Source organism: Microbacterium hatanonis (genome assembly GCF_008017415.1).
GTDB classification, from domain to species: Bacteria; Actinomycetota; Actinomycetes; order Actinomycetales; family Microbacteriaceae; genus Microbacterium; species Microbacterium hatanonis.
In genome coordinates this window covers 1,350,934-1,371,937 of record NZ_VRSV01000002.1, presented here as the reverse complement: position 1 = coordinate 1,371,937, position 21,004 = coordinate 1,350,934, and the positions used below count along the sequence as shown (strand labels likewise).

The following is a 21,004-nucleotide window of genomic DNA, read 5'->3' as shown; positions in this document are numbered from 1 at the left end:
GCCTCCGCCGCCGGCCATCCGAAGGGGCTGCGGCCACGAATAGAGCACGTGACCGCGCCGACCGCCCTCGAAGTGAACGAGGCCCCCCTGGGGCTGAGCCGGGTCGTCGTGCCGACGGCCGTCGGTGCGGTCACCTCGTATGCAGGACGGCGCGCCGGCGGTCCGGCCGTGGTGATGCTCCATGGCGCTGCGGCACGGTGGACGACCTGGACGCCGCTGCTCGCGGCAGCCGACCGCTCCACGCACCCGCTGACCGACGTCGTGCTGATCGATCTCCCGGGCTGGGGCGACAGCGGCGTGCGCGCCCCGTCGCTCGAGCATCTGTCCGCGGCCATCGTCGATGTCGTCCGCGCTCTGGGATACGACCGGTGGCGACTGGTCGGGCATTCCCTCGGCGGCTTCGTCGCCCTCGACATCGCCGCCAGGCATCCGGAGGAGACGCTCGCGGTCGGCCTCGTCTCCGCGAGCGGCGGCGGGGTGCTCGACGTCCTCCGCCGCCCCTTCCATGGCGGGCTCCGGCTTCCCGGGTTCGCGGGCATGCTGCTCGCCATGCGCGTCCTGCACGGACTCGGCCGCGCGTCGGATCCGCTCCTTCGCTTCCTGCGGAACGTCGGACTCCTCCGCGCCTTCGCGGCCCCGCTGTTCCGCCATCCGAACGAGGTCGATCGTTCGGTGTCGGACGCCCTTGCCGACGAGATCCGGCCGGTCGCGTTCTTGCGCGCAGCCCGAGCGGCGCGCACCTACGACGATCGCCGCTGGCGACGCATCCGCTGTGCCGTGCGGTCTGTCGCCGGAGAGCGCGACGTGTTCTCCCCTCCGTCCGACGACGCGTGGTTCGCCCGCAGGATCAGGGACTTCTCGGCGGTGCGCCTGCCTGACGCCGGCCACTACGCGGGCGTCGAGCGTGCCGACGAAGTGCTGACGGCCCTCGCGGACGTGATCGCCCCCACAGCGGCGCCCGCCCTCAGGGCCGCCGCGAGATCGTGACCGTCCGCGGCGCGTCGGCGTCGAGGTCGGCGCTCGCGCGCGAGAGGTCGCCGCAGGCCGTATCGATGCCGCGTCCGCCCGTCTGACGGACCAGATCGATCTCCCACCACGCGTCGGCGAGGTGCTCGGCCATGCCGCCGCCCCACTCCACCACGACGACGGAACGGTCGACGTCGATGTCGAGGTCGTCGAGCTCCACCGCCGACCCGAGCCGGTAGGCATCGACGTGCACGAGGGGTGGGCCGCCGACCAGGGACGGATGCGTCCGGGCGAGCACGAAGGTGGGGCTCTGCACCGGCCCGCGGATCCCGAGACCGGCACCGATCCCCCGCGTCAGCGTGGTCTTCCCGGCCCCCAGCGGACCGTTCAGCACGACGACGTCGCCCGGCTCGAGGGCGGCACCGATCGCGCGGCCGAGCCCGTCCATGTCGGCCGCGGTCGTGACCTCGCGCGTGCCGAGCAGCTCGGCGGGGACGGTCACGACGACACCTGCACGCGCGGCACGCGCGGGCCGATGCGGGTGACGATCTCGTAGTCGATCGTGCCGGCGGCATCCGCCCAGTCCGATGCGGCGGGGAATCCGAGGGTCGGGTCGCCGAACAGGACGACCTCGTCGCCGACCGCGACGGGGGCGTCGCCGACGTCGACGACGAACTGATCCATCGCGATACGTCCGGCGACGCGGTACTCGGCGCCGCCGATGCGGACGGGCCCCGATCCCGAGGCCTGCCGCGGCACGCCGTCGGCGTAGCCCAACGGCACGAGAGCGAGGGTGGTGTCGCGCTCGGTGCGGTAGTCGTACCCGTACGACACGCCCGTACCCGCTGGCACCCGGCGCACCGCGGCCACCACCGAGCGCAGCGTCATCGCCGGCCGAAGACCGAGGTCGGCCGACGAGCGATCGGCGAACGGCGAGAGTCCGTAGATGCCGATGCCGATACGCACGCATCCCATCCGCGACTCCGGCAGGGCGATGGCGGCGTGGGTCGCGGCGATGTGGCGCAGCGGCGGGTGGAGCCCCGCCGACGCCGCCAGCACGACGCCCTCCTGGAACGCGGCGAGCGCGGCGCGGTCGTCTTCGGGAGAGGTGTTCGACAGGTGCGAGAAGAGTCCGACGACCGTGAGCTTGCCGATGCGCTCGAGGCGCGCGGCCTCCGCGAAGACCACTCGGTAATCGGCGGGGGCGATCCCGTTGCGCGACAGGCCGGTCTCGATCTTGAGATGCACCGAGACGGGGCGCGACGTGGATGCGGCGGCAGCGACCTGCAGCAGCTGATCGAGTCCGGAGATGCCGAGCTCGATGTCGGCGGCGACCGCGTCGTCGAACGTCTCCCCCGGCGCGTGCAACCAGGCCAGGATCGGTGCGCGGATCCCCGCGCGGCGCAGCGCGAGCGCTTCCGCGACGTCGGCGACACCGATGCGGGTGGCCCCGCCCTGCAGCGCGGCGACGGCCGAGCGGAAAGCTCCGTGCCCGTACCCGTCGGCCTTGACCACGGCGATGACCTCGGAGTCGGTGAGCCGTCGGAGGTGTCGTACGTTGTCAGCGATCGCCTCGACGTCGATGCGCGCTTCGCGCAGGCGTCCGGTGGGGAGTCGGTTCATGCCGCACCCTTCTCTGCTTCGGCGACCACGTAGGCCGTCGCGATTCCCGCGTCGTGGCTCATCGAGAGGTGCACGGCGGTGATGCCGCGCTCGGTGAGCACGGCCGCCGTCGATCCGGACAGACGGAACAGAGGCCTCCCGGATGCTTCGGACGCGATCTCGATCTCGCTCCAGTGCACGCCGTCGGAGCCGCCGAGAGCCTTGATGAGGGCTTCCTTCGCGGCGTAGCGTGCAGCGAGCGACCGCGGCTTCAGCATCCGCTCGTCCGGCGAGAACAACCGCGTGAGCAGCCGAGGGGTACGCACGATCGACCGCTCGAACCGTGCGATGTCGACCAGGTCGACGCCGATGCCGACGATCACCGAGTGCTCCTTCTGCGCCCTGCGGGCGGTGCCTATTCGACCGTGACGGACTTCGCGAGGTTGCGCGGCTGGTCGACGTCGAGACCCTTCGCCGTCGCGAGCCCCATCGCGAAGATGTGCAGCGGCACGACGGCGAGCAGCGGCTCGAACAGGGGCCCCGCGAGCGGGATGCGGAGCACCTCGTCGGCCTGCGGGAGCACGGCCGCGTCGCCTTCCTCGGCGATCGCGATGACCCGGGCGCCGCGGGCGCTGATCTCCTCGATGCTCGAGATCACCTTGCGGTGCAGCTCGCCCGAGCCGCGCGGCGAGGGGACGATCACGAACACCGGCTGTCCGGCTTCGATGAGTGCGATGGGGCCGTGCTTCAGCTCACCGGCGGCGAACCCCTCGGCGTGGATGTACGCGAGCTCCTTCAGCTTGAGCGCGCCCTCCATCGCGATCGGGAAACCGACGTGCCGACCGAGGAAGAGCACGGAGCGCGTGTCGGCCATCCAGTGCGCGAACTGCTCGATGCGGGGCTGCTCGCGCTCGAGGATCTGCGCGATCTTGCCCGGCACCGCCTCGAGCTCGACCACGTGGTCGGCGATCTCGACGGGCGAGAGCGACCCGCGCAGGCGCGCGACGTGGAGGCCGAAGAGGTAGAGCGCGGTGATCTGCGCGACGAATGCCTTGGTCGAGGCGACGGCGACCTCCGGGCCGGCGTGGGTGTAGACGACCGCGTCGGACTCGCGCGGGATCGTCGCGCCCTGCGTGTTGCAGATCGACAGGGTCTTCGCACCGCGCTCACGCGCGTACTTCACCGCCATCAGGGTGTCCATGGTCTCGCCCGACTGGCTGATGGAGACGACGAGAGTGTCGGGGCCGAGCACCGGATCGCGGTAGCGGAACTCGTGGGCGAGTTCGACGTCGACCGGCACGCGGGTCCACTGCTCGAGGGCGTACTTGCCGACCTGGCCGGCGTAGGCGGCGGTTCCGCAGGCGATGACGATGACCCGCGATACGTCGCGGAACAGGTCGTCGAGTCCTTCGAGCTCGGGGATGACGACAGCACCGTCGTGGAGGCGGCCGCGGAGCGTGTTGGAGACGGCGTCGGGCTCTTCCGAGACCTCCTTGGCCATGAACGACGACCATCCGCCCTTCTCCGCCGCCGAGGCGTCCCAGGTCACCTCGAACGGTTCGACCTCGACCGGTGCGCCGGCGAAGTCGGTGACCTCGACGCCCGACGGGGTGATCGCCACGATCTCGTCCTGTCCGATGGCCAGCGCGTGGCGCGTGTGCTCGACGAAGGCGGCGACATCGGAGCCGAGGAAGTTCTCGCCGTCGCCCAGACCGATCACCAGCGGCGAGTTGCGGCGCGCGCCGACGACGAGTCCCGGGTGGTCCTGGTGCATCGCGAGGAGCGTGTAGGCGCCCTCCAGACGGGAGACGACGGCACGGAACGCGGCGACGAGGTCGCCGGTCCTGCGGTACTCGCGACCGATGAGCACGGCTGCGACCTCGGTGTCGGTCTGGCTGAGGAACGTGTAGCCGTCGCTGACCAGTTCAGCCTTCAGCTCGGAGAAGTTCTCGATGATGCCGTTGTGGATGACGGCGAGCTTGTCGTCGTCGGCCAGGTGCGGGTGCGCGTTGGAGTCGGTCGGTCCGCCGTGGGTCGCCCACCGGGTGTGCCCGATGCCGGTGGTGCCGTCGCTCAGCGGGTGCTCGACGAGATCGTCGCGCAGCACCGCGAGCTTGCCCGCGCGCTTGCGCATGCCGAGGCCGCCATCGGCGTCGATCACGGCGACACCGGCCGAGTCGTATCCGCGGTATTCGAGTCGGGCGAGGCCCGCGAGAAGGATGCTCTGACTCTGCCGGGGGCCGACGTATCCGATGATTCCGCACATAGGGATTCATCCTAGGCGCGGCGACCTGTCCGTCGGCTTCGAACGCGCGCCCGCCCCGCCGACACGGCGGCGCGGGATCGGGGCGCGTTCCTCCGGTTGAGGCGCGCAATACCCCGCCCCGAGGCGAGGAACGCGCCCCGAACCGGCCCGCGACAGGTCAGAGCGCCCGGCTGTCGGGCGTGGGCTGGGGCTCGCGGGTCGGACGTCGAGGCCCTCGGACCGGGCGAGTACGCCCCCGCGGGGTGCCACCGCTCCCCCGGCCGGCTCCGCCGTCGACCGCCCACGCGTCGTCGATCACGCGTCTCGCGGCCCGACCGACCCTTCTCGCGCCTCCCCACGCGCGTGTCCACGACCGATCGCGCACGAGCAGGAGATCGAGCGCGATCATCGTCAGCGAGAAGGGCCAGAGCCCGAGCAGGACCGCGATGCCGAGGTGCATACCCGTGATCAGTACGACAGCGACGTAACGGGTCGGTCGCCAGAGGATCAGCACGGGGAAGAGCAGCTGCACCCACAGTGCCGTCCAGGTCGCCACCATCACGCCGGGCGTGAACTGCCAGACCAGGTCGCTGAGGCCCGGGAGCACACGGAACTGGTCGATGCTGAGCGCGTAGTAGATGGCCGTTCCCTGCAGCCATTCCTCACCGGCCAGCTTCAGCACCGACGAGACGAGATACACCAGCAGGATCTGGTAGACGCACAGGATCAGCACGGTGTTGTGCGCCCAGTTCGACACCCATGCCGGCACGCTCCGCAGCCACCGCGGGCGAGGCCCGGAGACCCCTCCTCGTCGACGTCGCAGCCACGCGTCCACCGAGAAGTGGGAGCTGAGGTCGGCGAAGACCGCGAACAGCAGCACGATCCGCATGAGCGTGTCGCCACCGTTCGTGAGCAGCGTGCTGTTGGTGGACAGCCCCACCCAGAACAGGAGCAGCACCGGGGTGACCCAGCGCGTCTTCCAGCCGGCGAGGAAGACGAGCACCAGCACCAGCAAGGCCCCGTAGGCGATGTCGAACAGAAGGATGCTGTCTTTGGAGAAGAGAAGACGCAGCGGCTCCCACCATCCGCGCCGGCTCGCCTCGGGCTCGACCCACCACGACCCCGCGCCCCACAGGTAGTGACGGTCGGGGAGGCTGGGCACGAGAACCGCGAGCATCGCCGCCGAGAGCAGCACGCGCATCACGGAGAAGCTGATCGTGGAGTGCTTGCGCTCGGTGAGCCATCCGGAAAGACCGGTCCACAGCCGCGCCGGACTCGGGATACGACCCAGACGTGGTGTACGAGGCGGCTGTTCCGGAGTGCGCGTGTCGGTCATCGTCCGGTGTACCTCTCCACGACGTCGTCGAAGATGGCGAGCACTTCGGGGTCGACCTCACGACCGGGCTGGCGCCATCCGAAGGTGACGACCGAAGCCTCCGACTGCGGTTCATCGTCGAACCGGTGCAGGAAGTCGTTGGTGCGCTGTGTCTCGACACGCCAGCGGACGCGCTCTACGTCCTGGTCGAAGTATGCGGAGCCGAACGCGGCCGCGAAGCGCACCAGCATGTAGTCGTACCGCAGGAACCGCACGACGGCCGAGCGGTTGCCGCTCGCCTCGGTCGCGGCGCTCTCGTCGACGACATCGGAATCGGTGACCGGTTCGAACTCCTCGTCACCGCCATCGGATCCCGCGGCGTCGATCTCGTCGAGCAGTGTGGAGTCCTGTATCGGCGCGAACTCTCCGCCCCCCAACGCTTCGATGAAGGTGTCGCGCACCCGGGTCTTCTGGGGGCTCGACAGGGAGTTGTAGCGCGACATGTAGGCCTGGGCCGCGTTGAACGAGCTCTTCGAGATGCGAGAGGGAAGCGGGATGCCGCGGGCCGCCGCGAATTCGATGTTCGTCACGTCGATCCAGTCGCTGTGGACGAGCTCGCCGTCCTCGCGCCACTGCACCTGCACCTGGAGCTCGCGGTTCGACCGCATGATGTTCGGGGCGAACACGTTCCACTGCTGCGAGAAGTATGGAGCGAAGGTCTGGCGCACGGTGGCCTGCGCCGCGCTCGGCGGAAAAGTGAACGCGGCACTGATGAACACGTAGCCGGCGACGATCACCAGCGTCAGGGCCGTCGCGACCGCCATGACCGGCCCTCCGCGAGGAGGGGCCGCCGCCGGCGACGGAGTGGTTCCGTCACCGGCGGCGTTGGTTGTGACGGTGGGGAAGCCCGCCCGAGGCTTACCCACCGCCCTACCTCTCTTCAGCGGTGTTCCGACGGCGGATCGTCAGTGCCGCAGCACCGGCGATCAGCATCGCCATACCGAGCCCTCCGAGTGCCAGACCGTTCAGATCTCCACCCGTCGCCGGGAGCGTCCCGGGCCCGGCCGGGGCAGCCACCACCGTGAACGCGGTGCGCTCGCGGTCGGTCGGCAGCTCTCCAGATACCGAGCCCCGGACCTCGACGCGGTGTGCACCGAGTTCGAAGGTGGGCCCGACCGGGAAGGTGAACCGCACGTTTCCGGCGGCGTCGGCGACCACGGGCGCCAGCTCGAACGGTGTCGACAGGACGGTGGCCGAAACGGTCTCACCCGGCTCGAACCCGGTTCCGACGACGACCTGAGTCACTCCGGTACCCCGCACGATCCGCGTCTGGGTCACGGCCGCTTCGGGAGCGGTGGTCTGCCCACCGTCCGTTGCGTCCGCGTCGCTCCCGTCAGCATCAGCATCAGCATCAGCACCGTCGGCGTCAGCATCCGTGTCGGCGTCCGCAGCATCCGTGTCAGCGTCGGCAGCATCCGTGTCGGCGTCGGCAGCATCCGTGTCGGCGTCGGCAGCATCCGTGTCAGCGTCAGCATCGGCATCCGTATCAGCGTCGGCGTCGGCGTCGGCGTCCGTGTCAGCGTCGGCAGCATCCGTGTCAGCGTCCGCAGCATCCGTGTCAGCGTCGGCAGCATCCGTGTCAGCGTCAGCGGCGTCCGCGTCGATGCCGTCAGCATCTGCGTCCATGCCGTCGGCGTCGGCGTCGGCGTCGGCGTCGGCATCGGCATCCGTGCCGTCGACATCCGTGTCAGCGTCAGCGTCCATGCCGTCAGCGTCAGCATCCGTGTCAGCGTCAGCATCCGTGTCAGCGTCAGCATCCGTGTCAGCGTCAGCATCCGTGTCAGCGTCAGCATCCGTATCAGCGTCAGCATCCGTGTCGGCGTCAGCATCCACACCGTCAGCATCAGCATCCGTGTCCGCATCGGCGTCCACACCGTCAGCATCCGTGTCGACGTCAGCATCCACACCGTCAGCATCAGCATCCGTGTCCGCATCGGCATCCACACCGTCAGCATCCACACCATCGGCATCCACACCGTCAGCATCCACACCGTCAGCATCCACACCGTCAGCATCCACACCGTCAGCATCCACACCATCGGCATCCACACCGTCAGCATCCACACCATCGGCATCCACACCGTCAGCATCCACACCATCGGCATCCACACCGTCAGCATCCACACCATCGGCATCCACACCGTCAGCGTCGATCGCGTCGACCGCTCCCTCGACGGCCACCGAGAAGTCGACCGAGTCGGTCGACCCGTCGGCGTCCTGGGTCGCGGTGGCGGTGTAGTCGCCGACCTCGACGTCCTGGAAGGTGACCTCCCAGGTGCCGTCCTCGAGGACGGTGGCCGTCTCGACTCCTACAACTCCGTCGAGCTCGACCTCCACCTCGGCGCCGGGCTCGCCGGTTCCGGACACGGTCACCGTGGTGGTGTCGCCCGTGGCCTCGACGGTGATCTCCTCGCCGTCATCCGGTGAGACGATCGCGACCGGCGTGATCTCGGCGACGACCGAGAAGTCGACCTCGGCCTCCGAGCCGTCCACGTCCTGGGTCGCGACGGCGGTGTAGTCGCCGACCTCGACGTCCTCGAACGTGACCGTCCAGGTGCCGTTCTCGAGCACGAGCGCGTCCTCTTCGAGATCGGTGCCCTCGAGCACGACGGTGACCGTCGCGCCGGGCTGGCCGGTTCCGGTGACGACGACGTCCGTCGTGTCGTCGACACCGTCGACGGTGAACTCCTCGCCGGGATCGGGCGACGTGATGGTGACGTCGTCCGCGGCTTCGACCGAGACGGTCACCGAGGTCGACGATCCGTCGTCCTGCGTGGCCGTGATGACGTGCTCCCCTTCGGGGACGTTCGGAACGTCCACCGTCCAGGTGCCGTCGTCCTCGACCTCGGTCGGCACCGGGTCCAGGCCCGGGATCGTGACCGTGACGGTGGAGCCGGGGTTGCCCGTTCCTGTCACGGTGATCGTGGTGGTGTCTCCCTCATCCGGCACCAGGATGACGTCGCCGTCGTCCGGGTCGGTGATCGTCACGTCGGCACGGTCATCGATCGTGAAGGTCACCGTGTCGGTCGACCCGTCGATGTCCTGCGTCGCGGTGACCGTGTACTCCCCGAGCCCCAGGGCCGGGAGCGTCGACGTCCACGTGCCCTGCTCGGTCACGGTCGCGGTCTGCGTCGGGAAGTCATCGCCCGTAAGAGTGATGACAGCTCCCGGCTGACCGATACCAGAGACCTCGACGACCGCGGTATCGGCCGGCCCGTCGACGAGGATCACGTCGCCGTCCGCGGGCTCCTCGATGACCACGTCATCGGCGGCCTCGATCGAGAAGTCCACGCTGTCGGTGGATCCGTCGACGTCCTGGGTTGCGACAGCGGTGTGTCCGCCCTCGCCCACGTCGTCGAAGAGCACGCTCCAGTTGCCGTCGCCGTCGACCTCGTCGGTCAGGGTCTCGTCCTCATCGAGGACGACGGTGATGATCGCTCCCGGCTGGCCGGTACCCGAGACGAGCACGTCGGCGACGTCGCCCGTGTCGGGCACGACGATCACCTGGCCCGGCGTCGGCGTGGCGATGGCCACGTCGTCCTCGGGAACGATCGCGAACGACGTCGTGTCGGTCGACCCGTCGCTCTGGGTCGCGGTGGCGGTGTAGTCGCCCACGGGGAGGCCCGGGAAGGTCACCGACCACGTCCCGTCCGCCAGCACGGTGGCTGCTGCGGGCGTCGGCTGGCCGGGGATGGTCACCGTGACGGTCTCGCCGGGCTGGCCCGTACCAGAGACGGTGACGTCGACAGTGTCGCCGTCGTCGTCCACGAAGATGTTCGTGCCGTCGACCGGGGCGAGGATCGTCACGTCGATGGCCGCGACGACCTCGAACGTCACCGAGTCGGTCGAACCGTCGGCATCCTGCACGGCGGTCGCGGTGTACTCGGCGACAGGGAGGTCTTCGAAGACCACCTCCCACTCCCCGTCCTGATCGACGTCGGTCGACTCCGTTCCGATGCCGGGGATGGTCACCTCGATCGAGGCTCCCGGAGCGCCGATGCCCGAAACGGTCACGTCGGTGACGTCACCGGGGCCGTCGACGACGAACTCCGCCCCGTCGACCGGCTGCTGGATCTGCACGTCGACCGCTTCGACGACGGAGAAGTCGACCGTATCGGTCGAGCCGTCGATCTCCTGGGTGGCGGTGGCGGTGTACGACCCGACCGGAAGGTCTTCGAAGGTCACCGTCCAGGTGCCGTCGGGACCCACGGTGACGGGCTCGCTGTCGCCGTTGCTGAGTTCGACATCGACGATGGAATCGACCGCGCCGGTGCCCGAGACGACCACGTCGGTCGTGTCGAGCGGGCCGGCGACGGGAAACTGGTCTCCGTCGGCCGGGGCGGTGATGACGACGTCGGGAGCCGCGGCGACCGAGAAGGTGACGGATGCTGTGGATCCGTCCACGTCCTGCGTCGCAGTCGCGGTGTACGTGCCGACCGGCAGGTCGGGGAACGTCGCGGTCCAGGCACCCGCGACGACCGGCACGGTCTGGGTCGTCTGGCCGGGGATGGCGACGCTGATGTTCGCGCCGTCGGCACCCGTACCGCTGACCGTCACGTCGGACGTGTCATCCGCGTCGGGAACCGTGAACACCTGGCCCGGGGTCGGCGCGATGATCGTGACATCGGGGCTGGCGTCGATCACGTTGGGACCGACCGTGGCGTTCGCGAGGTCGATCGTGAGCACGCCCCCGCCGACTCCGGGGAGCACCGTGAGGATCAACGCGGTGATGGAGTACTCGCCCGCTGCCTCCGACTGGTTGTTCGCCGTCAGGCTGATCACTCCCGGGAGGACGAGATCGATGACCTCGAGCAACACGTCGTTCACCGGCCCGAGTGCCGCGGTGGCGACTCCGGCCACGGAGTCGATGACGGCGTCGAGCGGCGCGGTCAGCACGCCGACGACGGCGCCGATCAGACCCGGGACGGGTACGGGGAGACCGAGAAGGGTGATTCCGGCCGTGCTGCCGTCCGCAAGCGCACCCACGGTGGTGTTGACCGTGAGCGCGTCCAGAGTGCCGAGGAAGCCGAGGTCGATGGAGACGCCGCCGGTGACCGTCAGGCCGCGGATGGCGTCAACGAGAGTCTGGGTGACGTCGTCGAGCGTGCCCTCGATCGCGTCGAGCACCGCCTCCTCGATGTACTGCACGGTCGCTGCGCTGAGGATCTCCTGCCCGACTCCGAGGTTGTTGAGATCGACGATCTGCTCGAGATCGACCGAGATGACGCCCGTCGAGAGGTTGACGACCACTCCGGGATAGTCGGGGCTCGTGATCGGGCCGGTCAAGAGGCTCGAGACGGCGCCCGTCAGGCTGGTCGTGCCCACCGTGAGGTTCGACGAGAGCGCGAACCCGGCGACGCCGTTGACCAGGTCGTTGATCGTGGTCTGCAGCCCGTTGACGGTCGTCTGCAGCGGCGCGATGGCCGAGTTGACGGTGCCCGCGAGGCCGGAGACGGTGTTGCTCTGGAGCGTGAGCGTCGCGTCGGCGATGGTGTAGTCACGGGTCACGCCGGTCGCGCCGACGAGCTCGGCCTGGGCCGACACGACGCCGACGGAGAGGTCGACATCGGCGACGTCGTTGACCAGAGCGGGCGGCAACCCGAGTGCTCCGGCCGCGGCGGTCAGGTCGAGGGTCAGGGGGCCGGGGGGCGAACCGGGCACCGGACCGACACCGACGACGCCGTCGGAGCCGACGGCGCCGGAGGCACCGTACGACGATCCGTCCGAGTCGGCGCTGGCGTACTGCCCGAGCACGCCCGCGTCGGCGAAGCTGACCGGGATCTGGATCCCGCCCTCGGCTGTCACGTTCACCACGCCGAGCGCACCGAGGTCGAGGGTGTTGAAGTCGACCACCTCGGGCGGCGTCCCGTCGTTGCTCGCCTGCGCGCCTTCGAGGTTGACGAGCGCGTCGAGATCGATGAGATCAAGGATCGAGCCGCCGAGGAAGGTGCCGCTGGCGTTCGATGAGTCGCCCGGCGCTGCGTGCGCCGCTGTGGCCCCGCCGAACACCGCCAATGCGCTGACGCCGACCATCGCCGTCGCCCGGAGCGCGAGGCTCCGAGTGCGGGCACGGACTTTCTGCCTGATCTTGGGGACGCGTGTGCGATCGAGACTCATGGTGTGCTGCTCCCGGCTCCGGCCGTCATTGACGATCTCCGCGCATCTGTGGGCGAGCGCGCGGCGTTAGCCCCGAACGTAGGTGAACCTGTGAGCGACCTGAACAGTTGCTGGGGCATGCCCGTAGGTATTCCCGAGTACCGGTACTACTGAGGCGCGTCGACTCCGTGATCTCAGTAGTGCCTACTGGGATCCGACGGGATCACGCGATCGCACCGACCTCCGAGCCGGCGCGGACGACGGGCGCACGACAGGCGCGCCACCACGGGTGGAAGGGATGCCGCGTCGTCAGACCTTGCGCAGAAGCACGCGCTCGACCGAGTGGTCGGCTGATTTCTGCAGCACCAGGGTCGCCCGGTGACGGGTCGGGAGGACGTTCTCCTTCAGGTTGGGGAGGTTGATCTCGTTCCAGTACTTCAATGCCGTCTGTACCGCCTCGTCATCGCTGAGCTCGGCGAAGACACGGAAGTAGGAGGTGGGATCGGCGAACGCGCCCTGACGCAGAGCCAGGAACCGGCTGACGTACCAGGCTTCGATGTCGGCGGCGTGCGCGTCGACGTAGATGGAGAAGTCGAACAGGTCGCTGACGGCCACCTCGTTCGGCGAGGGCGGTGGTTGCAGGACGTTCAGCCCCTCCACGATGACCACGTCGGGACGGTTCACGGTGACGTGCGCGTCGGGCATGATGTCGTACCGCATGTGCGAATAGAACGGCGCCTGCACCACGGGATCGCCGCTCTTGACGCGGCTGACGAAATCGACCAGGGCGCGGCGGTCGTACGACTCGGGGAACCCCTTGCGGTGCATGATGCCGCGCCGCTCGAGTTCGTCGTTGGAGTAGAGGAAGCCGTCGGTGGTGACGAGCTCCACCCGTGGCGTGTCGGACCACCGGCTCATCAGCTCGCGCAGCAGACGCGCGATCGTGGACTTGCCGACGGCGACCGACCCCGCGACGCCGATGACGAAGGGAGTGGTGGCATCGGGCTCGCCGAGGAAGTCGCTCGTCGCGGCACCGAGCCGTCGAGTGGCCATGGCGTAGAGACTGAGCAGCCGGCTGAGGGGCAGGTACACCTCGCGGACCTCGCGCAGGTCGAGCCGGTCTCCGATTCCGCGCAGCTGCACGACCTCGGTCTCGGTGAGCGGCTGCGGCATGCCTGCGGCCATCCGCGCCCACTCGGCGCGGGCGATGTCGCGATACGGGCTCAGCGACGGTGCGGGTGCAGCGGTCTCGGCAGCGGACACCCTCCGACCCTACCTCCGGCCGACCGACACCCTGCGCAGGCAGCCGACGCGCCGCCGGTAAGGTCGGAGGGTGCGTCTCGGGGTTCTCGACATCGGTTCGAACACCGTCCATCTGCTCGTGGCGACGGCCAGGGCCGGAGGGCGCCCGACCGCACGGACGAGCGACCGCACGGTCCTGCGCCTGATGCGGTACCTCACTCCCGACGGCGCGATCTCCGAGGAGGGCGTGAGCGCCCTCGTCGAAGCCGTGACCCGCGCGCGGCACCGCGCCGAGACCGAGGGCGTCGACGAGCTGCTGGCCACGGCGACCTCCGCCGTCCGCGACGCCGTCAACGGCGCCGAGGTGATCGCGCGCATCGAGGCGGCTCTCGGCCAGCCGCTGCAGGTGCTCGGCGGAGAGACCGAGGCCCGCTTCACGTTCCTCGCCGTGCGGCGGTGGTTCGGGTGGTCGGCCGGTCAGATCCTGCTCTTCGACATCGGCGGCGGTTCGCTCGAGATCGCCGGCGGCGCCGACGAACTCCCCGACCTCGCAGAATCCGTCGCATTGGGCGCGGGCCGGATGACGGTGCAGTTCCTTCCCGACGACCCTCCCCGCGACGACGAGATCGAGGCCCTGCGCGACCACGCCGCATCCGTGCTGGCCCCCGTCGCCGAGAGGTTCGCCGCACTCCCACGCCCCGATCATGTCGTCGGGTCGTCGAAGGCCATCCGTTCCCTCGCGAAGCTCGCGGGATTCCCCGTACCGGGCTGGTCGGGGATCGAACGCATGGTGCTGCCGCGCGCGGCGTTGAAGGACTGGATACCGCGTCTCGCGCGCATCCCCGCCGAGGCGCGGCAGGAGCTTCCCGGGATCACCCCCGATCGCACGTTCCAGATCGTCGCCGGTGCGGTCGTGCTGCACCAGGCGATGAAGGCCATGGACGTCGACGAGCTCGAGGTCTCGCCGTGGGCGCTCCGTGAGGGAGTGCTGCTGCGCTACATCGAATCGCTCGCCCAGGGCTGAGCGGGGTCTCGCCTCAACTGGCGAGGTCGCGGAGGTGCCGGTACGCACCCTTGAAGAACAGCAGCGGCTCGTGCCGGTGCCATTCCGCGGGACTCGTCTCGACCACCCGGCCGATCACGATGAGGTGGTCGCCGGCCTCGTGCTCGGCCCAGATCTCGCAGTCCAGCCACATCGACGAGTCGTCGATGACCGGGTTGCCTGCGGCGGTCGGACGCCAGGAGACTCCCGCCCACTTGTCGGTCCCCTTGCGCGCGAACTGCGACGAGATCCCGTGCTGATGGTCGGAGAGCACGTTGACGGCGAACGCGCCCGTCTCGCGGATGCGCGGGTAGGTCGTGGAGGTCTTCATGACGCTGAAGGAGACCAGAGGCGGGTCCATCGAGACGCTGTAGAACGACTGGCAGGTGAAGCCGATGGGTCCGGCGTCGTCGATTCCGCTGATGATCGTGACGCCCGACGCGAAGTGCCCGAGCGTGTCGCGCAGGGTGCGCTGGTCGATGGCGGCGGACGGATGCTGCGAGATCGTCATCGTGCCACCTCCTCCTTCCGGGTAGCTGCCGTCGCGAGAGCGGCGATGCGGGCGAGATTCGAGCGGTACTCTTCCGCGGCGGTCTCCACCAGCTCGTCGAGGCGATCCATCTGGCTCGAGACGAAGTAGAACCCCCGACCGGGGACGACGGCCCCCAGCTCGGCGAGCAGCGGAGCGAACGTGTACGTAGGCCCCATCGAGTGGGTCTGGTCGGCCCCCGTCAGCACCGGTATCGCGACCACGCCGCGAAGGCCGTTGGCCGGGTAGCGGTCGAGGAACGACTTCAGCAGCCCGGTGAACGTGGCTTTGTAGGTGGGAGACGCGAAGACGACGAGGTCGCTCTCGGCGACCAGCGTGTTCAGCCGTGCGAGCTCGTCGCTGGGCCACGCGAAGATCTCTGCCTGGTGATCGACGAGATCGATCACCGTCAGGTCGAACGACCCGGGCTCGAGCAGGCGATCCACGAGAGTGGTCGCCACTTTGAGCGTTCTGGACTGCGGCTTCGGGTTGCCCACGACCACCGCTACTTTTACCGTCATTCGAGATCTCGCACTTCCGCCGGAGGAACAGGAAAGGAGACGACGAGGAGATCAGCCGAGGACCATGCGGACTCGACGACGTCGACGTCTCTCACATTCCACCGAGATCTTTTGGCCCGGTGGCCCACAACGGCTTACGTTGCCCCTCCACTATAAGCACGTCCGGGCGGCGAAGGGCGAGGCACGAAACACGACGTCATCCTCGGGTCTCGCGGGCGCACGCGCACGTGCCCGGGAGTCGTGTCAGGCACGAGCGTCCCGGGCACGCGGTGCGAACACCGACGACCCCCCGGTGCGATGCGATTTCGTGTGCGGAGCACGGTGCGCATCCCGTCGGTAGTCTCGACGATATGGCAGAGAGCGCGACAAGACAAGACTCAGGACTCACAGTCCAAAACACGCGCTCCCGACGGCTTCCCCGGGCCGAGCTCCGATCCCGCGTCCTTCGAGCCGGAAGCGCGATGCTGTCGGAGGGCGGCATCACGGTGAGCCTGCATCACCTCAACATGGAGGAACTCATCCGGCAGGTCGGAGTGCCTCGCAGCTCCGCTTTCGCCGCATTCGGGGGGAAGGAGGAGCTGCTCACCGGCTTGATGGTGCAACTGCTGAGCGAGAGCGACGGCTCGGACGGCATCTTCCAGGAGACCCTCGATGTCGTCGAACGGACCCTTGCCGAGCACGGACACCGGATGGTGCGCCCCGACGGATCTCGGGACCGCGACGGGTCGTATGCCGTGCTCCGCGAGACGATACGGCTCACACTGCGCCAGAACGTCGAGGACACAGCGGCCTCGGCGCACTGGCAGACATGTCAAGCGCTGGCCGCGACCCTGCCCAGCCTTCCCCCCGGGCGTCGAGAGCGCGTCGCGGAGGCCCTGCGCGAGTCGGACCGCAACTTCCGCGAGACGATGACCGAGTTCTATGCCGCCGCGTGCGAGCGCCTCGGCCGCCGCCCCCGAGCCGGGGTCGAGTGGCACCACCTCGCCACCGCCGGCGGTGCGATCGTCGAAGGCGTCGTCACCCACCGCCGCATGGGTGCTCCCCCCGAGTCGGAGATGCTGACCGCCCCGGGCATGGACGGCGAGCCCGTCGAGTGGACGCTGGCCGCCCTCGCCTACCTGGCGATGATCGAGGGACTCACCGAGCCGGTCGACTGACCACGGGCCTCCTGGCGCACAGCACCGCCGGGCCCCCACGGCCGCAGGGGCCCGGCGGTTCGCGTGTCGGTGCTCAGAGCGCCAGTCGGTCGCTCACGACGGCGGCGAGCCGGTCGGCGTACTCCCGGGCGGAGGCCTCGTCCGCAGCCTCGACCATGACGCGCACGAGCGGCTCGGTGCCCGAGGCGCGCAGGAGCACGCGTCCGGTGTCGCCGAGCTCGACGCGCACCTCCTCGACCGCGCGCTGCAGCTCGGCGTCCGTGGCCACGCGGGCGCGGTCGACGCCACGGACGTTCACGAGCACCTGGGGGTAGACCGTCATGATCGAGGCGAGCTCGGCCATCGTCTTCTTCTGACGCGCCATCTCGGCCACGATGTGGAGGCCGGTCAGCAGACCGTCGCCCGTCGTCGCGTGCTCGCTCATGATGACGTGTCCCGACTGCTCGCCCCCGAGCGAGTACGACCCCTCGGTCATCGCCTCGAGGACGTAACGGTCGCCGACCGCCGTCTGCAGCACCCGGATGCCGTGATCCTCCATCGCGCGATGGAGCCCGAGATTGCTCATGACCGTTGCGACCAGCGTGTCGGACGCGAGGACGCCGCGCTCCTTCATCGAAACCGCGAGGATCGCCATGAGCTGGTCGCCGTCGATGTGCGTGCCCTGCGCGTCGACGGCGAGGCAGCGGTCGGCGTCGCCGTCGTGCGCGATGCCCACGTCGGCGCCGAGGCGCACAACGGTCTCGGCGAGGTGGTCGAGGTAGGTCGAGCCGACGCCGTCGTTGATGTTGAGGCCGTCGGGGTCGGCACCGATCACGGTGACCGTCGCACCGGCGTCCTTGAACGTCTCCGGGGAGACCCCCGAGGCTGCGCCATGCGCGCAGTCGAGCACGACGTGGATGCCGTCGAGCCGGTGCGGAAGAGATCCGAGCAGATGGACGACGTAGCGGTCTTCGGCGTCGGCGAAGACGCGGATGCGTCCTACGCCGGCACCCGTGGGCTGCAGCTTCTCGGCGTCGAGCGCGGCCTCGATGCGCTGCTCGACGAGGTCGGGGAGCTTCACTCCCCCGCGGGCGAAGATCTTGATGCCGTTGTCGGGCGCGGGATTGTGCGACGCCGAGACCATGACGCCGAAGTCCGCGTCGATGTCGGCGATGAGGTAGGCGGCAGCCGGGGTCGGCAGCACGCCCGCGTCGAGGACGTCGACGCCCGAAGATGCCAGGCCGGCCGCCACGGCGGCGGAGAGGAACTCCCCCGAGACACGCGGATCGCGTGCGACCACGGCGGTGAGCCGGCGGCCTTCGGCGCGACGCGCCTCGGCAGAACGGCCCTGGCCCAGGACGACGGCAGTCGCCTGGGCCAGGTGAAGTGCGAGATCGGCGGTGAGGGGGCCGTTGGCCAGCCCCCGCACCCCGTCCGTGCCGAACAGCGGCATACGGGCAGCCGGACTCAGCGCTTCGAGTACTGAGGCGCCTTACGGGCCTTCTTGAGACCAGCCTTCTTGCGCTCCTTGACGCGAGCGTCGCGCGACAGGAAGCCGGCCTTCTTCAGCGCCGGGCGGTTGTTCTCGAGGTCGATCTCGTTCAGCGAGCGGGCGATGCCCAGACGCACGGCACCGGCCTGGCCCGAGGGGCCGCCACCGGAGACGCGCACGATGACGTCGTAGGCGTCGGTGAGGTTCAGCACCGTGAACGGGTCGTTGATCAGCTGCTGGTGGAGCTTGTTCGGGAAGTAGTCCTCGAACGAGCGGCCGTTGACCGTGATCGTTCCCGAACCGGGGACGATGCGCACGCGGGCGATGGCCTGCTTGCGGCGACCGACGGCCGCGCCGGGAACGGAGAGCACGGGGCGCGGGGCCTCGGCTGCCGCCTGGTCGAGCGGCGTCTCGGTGGAGTAGTTGGTGGGGTCGATGTCCGACACGATAGTTATCCTCTAAATCTCTCGCGCCTACTGGGCGACCTGGTCGAAGGTGTAGGTCTTGGGCTGCTGTGCACCGTGGGGGTGCTCGGCGCCGCGGTAGACCTTGAGCTTGCGGAGCTGCTGCGCGCCCAGGCTGTTCTTGGGGAGCATGCCGCGGATGGCCTTCTCGACCGCGCGCTCGGGGTTCTTCTCGATCAGCTCGCCGTAGGTGACGGACTTGAGGCCGCCCGGGTAACCGGAGTGGCGGTACGCCTTCTTCTTCTCGAGCTTCTGGCCGGTCAGGGCGACCTTCTCGGCGTTGATGACGATGACGAAGTCACCGGCATCCATGTGGTTGGCGAAGGTCGCCTTGTGCTTGCCGCGGAGGAGGACCGCCGCGTGCGAGGCGAGACGACCGAGCACGACGTCGGTCGCGTCGATGACAAGCCACTCGCGCTGGATTTCGCCAGCCTTGGGGGTAAATGTGCGCGTCACAGTGAGACTGCTTTCTGGTTCGAACGGAGGAGTTCGTGAATCCCGCTCCGGTGGTCGTTGCCCCGCGGAAAAAGCGGGGAACAGGCCGGTGGAGGGCTCACGTTCGCAGTGACCTCCGTCAGGCGGAGGCACCAAAGGGACAGACTACGGCATTCGTCCGCAGCATCCAAACCTCACCGGGGCGCCCGAGGTCACGCTGCACCTTCGATGCGGCGCGTGCCACGCACGTCGCCGGTCTGGGGAGAGGCTGCTCCCCCGCCCTCCGCACCCGTGCGCGGCTGCCGCGGAGCGAGCGGCGGCAGGTGCGGGATCTCGATGGGCCGCGTGGCGCTGCTGCGCGCCCACCGGCCCGTCAGGGCTTCACCACCACCTTGATGCATCCGTCCTCCTTCTTCTGGAAGACCTCGTACATGCGGGGCGCGTCGTCGAGCCCAACCGTGTGCGTCACGAGATCGGTCGTACCGAGCGGATCGGCGGGGTCTTCGACGAGCGGCAGGAGGGTGTCGACCCACCGCTTGACGTTGCACTGACCCATTTTGAGAGTGAGCTGCTTGTCGAACATCGTCTTCATCGGCATCACGTCGGCGTCACCGGCGTACACGCCGCTGATGGATACCGTCCCGCCGCGGCGAGCGAGGTCGATCGCCGAATGGAGCGCGGCCAGTCGGTCGACGCCCGCATTGTCCATCAAGGGACGGGCGAGCGCGTCAGGCAGGACCGCAGTGGCCTTCTGGAACGCCGAGACGAGCGCATTGCCGTGCGCCTCCATGCCGACCGCGTCGACCACGCCGTCGGCGCCGCGCCCCTCCGTCGCCTCGCTCACGAGACCTTCGATCTCGTCGGGATCGGCGACCTGCACACCGTACTTCTCAGCGAGCGCGCGCCGCTCGGCGACCGGGTCCGAGGCGATCACGCGGTACCCGAGGTGCGCGCCGATGCGGGCGACGAACTGCCCCACCGGCCCGAGGCCCATCACCGCGAGCGTGCCGCCGTCGGGCACCTGGGCGTACTGCACGCCCTGCCAGGCGGTGGGCAGGATGTCGCTGAGGAAGAGGTAGCGCTCGTCGGGGAGGTCGGCGCCCACGACGACGGAGTTGTAGTCGGCCAGCGGCACCCGCAGGTATTCCGCCTGGCCGCCGGGCACCTGCCCGTAGAGCTTGGTGTACCCGAACAGCGAAGCGCCGCTGCCGTACTCGGTGACCTGCGTCGTCTCGCACTGCGACTGCAGACCGTGGCGGCACATGAAGCACTCGCCGCAGGAGATGTTGAACGGCACCACGACGCGATCGCCGACCTTGAGCTTCGTCACCCCGGCACCGACCTCGACGACGACGCCCATCGGCTCGTGACCGAGGATGTCGCCCTTGTCCAGGAAAGGACCGAAGAGCTCGTAGAGATGCAGGTCGGAGCCGCAGATGGCCGACGAGGTGATCCGCACGATCGCGTCACCGGGTTCTTCGATCCGGGGATCGGGGACGTCGACGACGGCGAGGTCGCGCCGCCCCTGCCACGTGAGAGCCTTCATGTCAGGGGCACTTCCATTCGTTCGGGGGTGTACTCTCACCCTCCGCCGGTGCACACCGGGTCCCCAGGGGGTTGACAGGCCTCAAGGTGTCGGGATGACCCGTCCGTTCACCGGCCCCGGCGCACGGCCCGAAAGAAGGAAATGACGATGACCGAGAGCACCCCACCCGTCGGCGACGACGAGGGTCGCCCGCGGCCCGAGACCGAACCGCCGTCCGCGCCCGCCACGTCTTCGATCCCCCTCGACGAGGACGAGATACGCGAGCGCGCCGCCCAGGCCGACGACGACGGCACCGACAGCCTCCTCTGACGAC

The 21,004-nt window shown here is 69.3% G+C and carries 18 protein-coding genes; 4 read left to right on the top strand and 14 right to left on the bottom strand.

Translation table 11 applies throughout. The features are described from left to right. The first annotated feature begins 48 nt into the window (after positions 1 to 48). Positions 49 to 987, top strand: a complete 939-nt coding sequence (locus FVP77_RS16520) for an alpha/beta fold hydrolase (protein WP_246134146.1) — start codon at positions 49 to 51, stop codon at positions 985 to 987. Here the strand turns inward: FVP77_RS16520 and tsaE are convergent. The 8 genes from tsaE to coaA form a co-directional block, all read right to left on the bottom strand. Further along, positions 965 to 1,468: a tRNA (adenosine(37)-N6)-threonylcarbamoyltransferase complex ATPase subunit type 1 TsaE gene (gene tsaE, locus FVP77_RS16515; RefSeq protein ID WP_246134145.1), complete on the bottom strand. Its 504-nt coding sequence runs from the start codon at positions 1,466 to 1,468 to the stop codon at positions 965 to 967. The genes FVP77_RS16520 and tsaE overlap by 23 nt on opposite strands. Next, positions 1,465 to 2,589: an alanine racemase gene (alr, locus tag FVP77_RS16510; RefSeq protein WP_147895600.1), complete on the bottom strand. Its 1,125-nt coding sequence runs from the start codon at positions 2,587 to 2,589 to the stop codon at positions 1,465 to 1,467. The genes tsaE and alr overlap by 4 nt, the downstream gene beginning before the upstream one ends. Next, positions 2,586 to 2,951 (bottom strand): holo-ACP synthase, encoded by a 366-nt coding sequence (locus tag FVP77_RS16505; protein WP_147895599.1) that lies wholly within the window; start codon positions 2,949 to 2,951, stop codon positions 2,586 to 2,588. Before FVP77_RS16505 ends, alr begins: the two co-directional genes overlap by 4 nt. A gap of 32 nt (positions 2,952 to 2,983) precedes the next feature. Continuing rightward, positions 2,984 to 4,834: a glutamine--fructose-6-phosphate transaminase (isomerizing) gene (gene glmS, locus FVP77_RS16500; RefSeq protein WP_147895598.1), complete on the bottom strand. Its 1,851-nt coding sequence runs from the start codon at positions 4,832 to 4,834 to the stop codon at positions 2,984 to 2,986. Between the two features lie 157 nt (positions 4,835 to 4,991). Continuing rightward, entirely contained in the window at positions 4,992 to 6,149 is a 1,158-nt protein-coding gene (locus FVP77_RS16495) for an HTTM domain-containing protein (protein ID WP_147895597.1), read from the bottom strand. Beyond that, positions 6,146 to 6,952, bottom strand: a complete 807-nt coding sequence (locus FVP77_RS16490; protein WP_147895596.1) for a DUF5819 family protein — start codon at positions 6,950 to 6,952, stop codon at positions 6,146 to 6,148. Before FVP77_RS16490 ends, FVP77_RS16495 begins: the two co-directional genes overlap by 4 nt. A 106-nt stretch (positions 6,953 to 7,058) precedes the next feature. Next, positions 7,059 to 12,305: a choice-of-anchor G family protein gene (locus FVP77_RS16485; protein ID WP_147895595.1), complete on the bottom strand. Its 5,247-nt coding sequence runs from the start codon at positions 12,303 to 12,305 to the stop codon at positions 7,059 to 7,061. Positions 12,306 to 12,593: 288 nt separating this feature from the next. Then, positions 12,594 to 13,547 carry a type I pantothenate kinase gene (coaA, locus tag FVP77_RS16480; protein ID WP_147895594.1) on the bottom strand — a complete coding sequence of 318 codons (954 nt, stop codon included), beginning with the start codon at positions 13,545 to 13,547 and terminating at the stop codon, positions 12,594 to 12,596. A gap of 70 nt (positions 13,548 to 13,617) precedes the next feature. Between coaA and FVP77_RS16475 the strand changes: the two genes are divergently transcribed. Further along, a complete protein-coding gene (locus FVP77_RS16475) occupies positions 13,618 to 14,550 on the top strand; it encodes a Ppx/GppA phosphatase family protein (RefSeq protein ID WP_147895593.1) in 933 nt (310 codons plus the stop codon). A 13-nt stretch (positions 14,551 to 14,563) separates the two neighbouring features. On the opposite strand, the gene FVP77_RS16470 is transcribed toward FVP77_RS16475, so the two are convergent. Together FVP77_RS16470 and FVP77_RS16465 are read right to left on the bottom strand one after the other, a co-directional pair. Further along, positions 14,564 to 15,079 (bottom strand): flavin reductase family protein, encoded by a 516-nt coding sequence (locus FVP77_RS16470; protein WP_147895592.1) that lies wholly within the window; start codon positions 15,077 to 15,079, stop codon positions 14,564 to 14,566. Next, positions 15,076 to 15,618, bottom strand: coding sequence for an NADPH-dependent FMN reductase (locus FVP77_RS16465; RefSeq protein WP_147895591.1), 543 nt, complete (start codon positions 15,616 to 15,618; stop codon positions 15,076 to 15,078). The genes FVP77_RS16470 and FVP77_RS16465 overlap by 4 nt, the downstream gene beginning before the upstream one ends. A 461-nt stretch (positions 15,619 to 16,079) precedes the next feature. On the opposite strand from FVP77_RS16465, the gene FVP77_RS16460 reads away from it, so the two are divergent. After that, positions 16,080 to 16,775, top strand: a complete 696-nt coding sequence (locus FVP77_RS16460; protein WP_147895590.1) for a hypothetical protein — start codon at positions 16,080 to 16,082, stop codon at positions 16,773 to 16,775. Positions 16,776 to 16,848: 73 nt separating this feature from the next. Here FVP77_RS16460 and glmM read toward each other — a convergent pair whose 3' ends face one another. The 4 genes from glmM to FVP77_RS16440 form a co-directional block, all read right to left on the bottom strand. Beyond that, positions 16,849 to 18,207, bottom strand: a complete 1,359-nt coding sequence (gene glmM, locus FVP77_RS16455; protein ID WP_147895589.1) for a phosphoglucosamine mutase — start codon at positions 18,205 to 18,207, stop codon at positions 16,849 to 16,851. 14 nt (positions 18,208 to 18,221) lie between these two features. After that, complete coding sequence (rpsI, locus tag FVP77_RS16450) at positions 18,222 to 18,701, bottom strand: 30S ribosomal protein S9 (protein ID WP_116648634.1); 480 nt, start codon at positions 18,699 to 18,701, stop codon at positions 18,222 to 18,224. An 18-nt stretch (positions 18,702 to 18,719) separates the two neighbouring features. Beyond that, positions 18,720 to 19,166, bottom strand: coding sequence for a 50S ribosomal protein L13 (rplM, locus tag FVP77_RS16445; protein WP_116648633.1), 447 nt, complete (start codon positions 19,164 to 19,166; stop codon positions 18,720 to 18,722). A gap of 352 nt (positions 19,167 to 19,518) precedes the next feature. Then, positions 19,519 to 20,691, bottom strand: coding sequence for an alcohol dehydrogenase catalytic domain-containing protein (locus tag FVP77_RS16440; RefSeq protein WP_147895588.1), 1,173 nt, complete (start codon positions 20,689 to 20,691; stop codon positions 19,519 to 19,521). A 147-nt stretch (positions 20,692 to 20,838) separates the two neighbouring features. On the opposite strand from FVP77_RS16440, the gene FVP77_RS16910 reads away from it, so the two are divergent. Beyond that, positions 20,839 to 21,000, top strand: coding sequence for a hypothetical protein (locus FVP77_RS16910; RefSeq protein ID WP_187267000.1), 162 nt, complete (start codon positions 20,839 to 20,841; stop codon positions 20,998 to 21,000). The last annotated feature ends 4 nt before the right edge of the window (positions 21,001 to 21,004 follow it).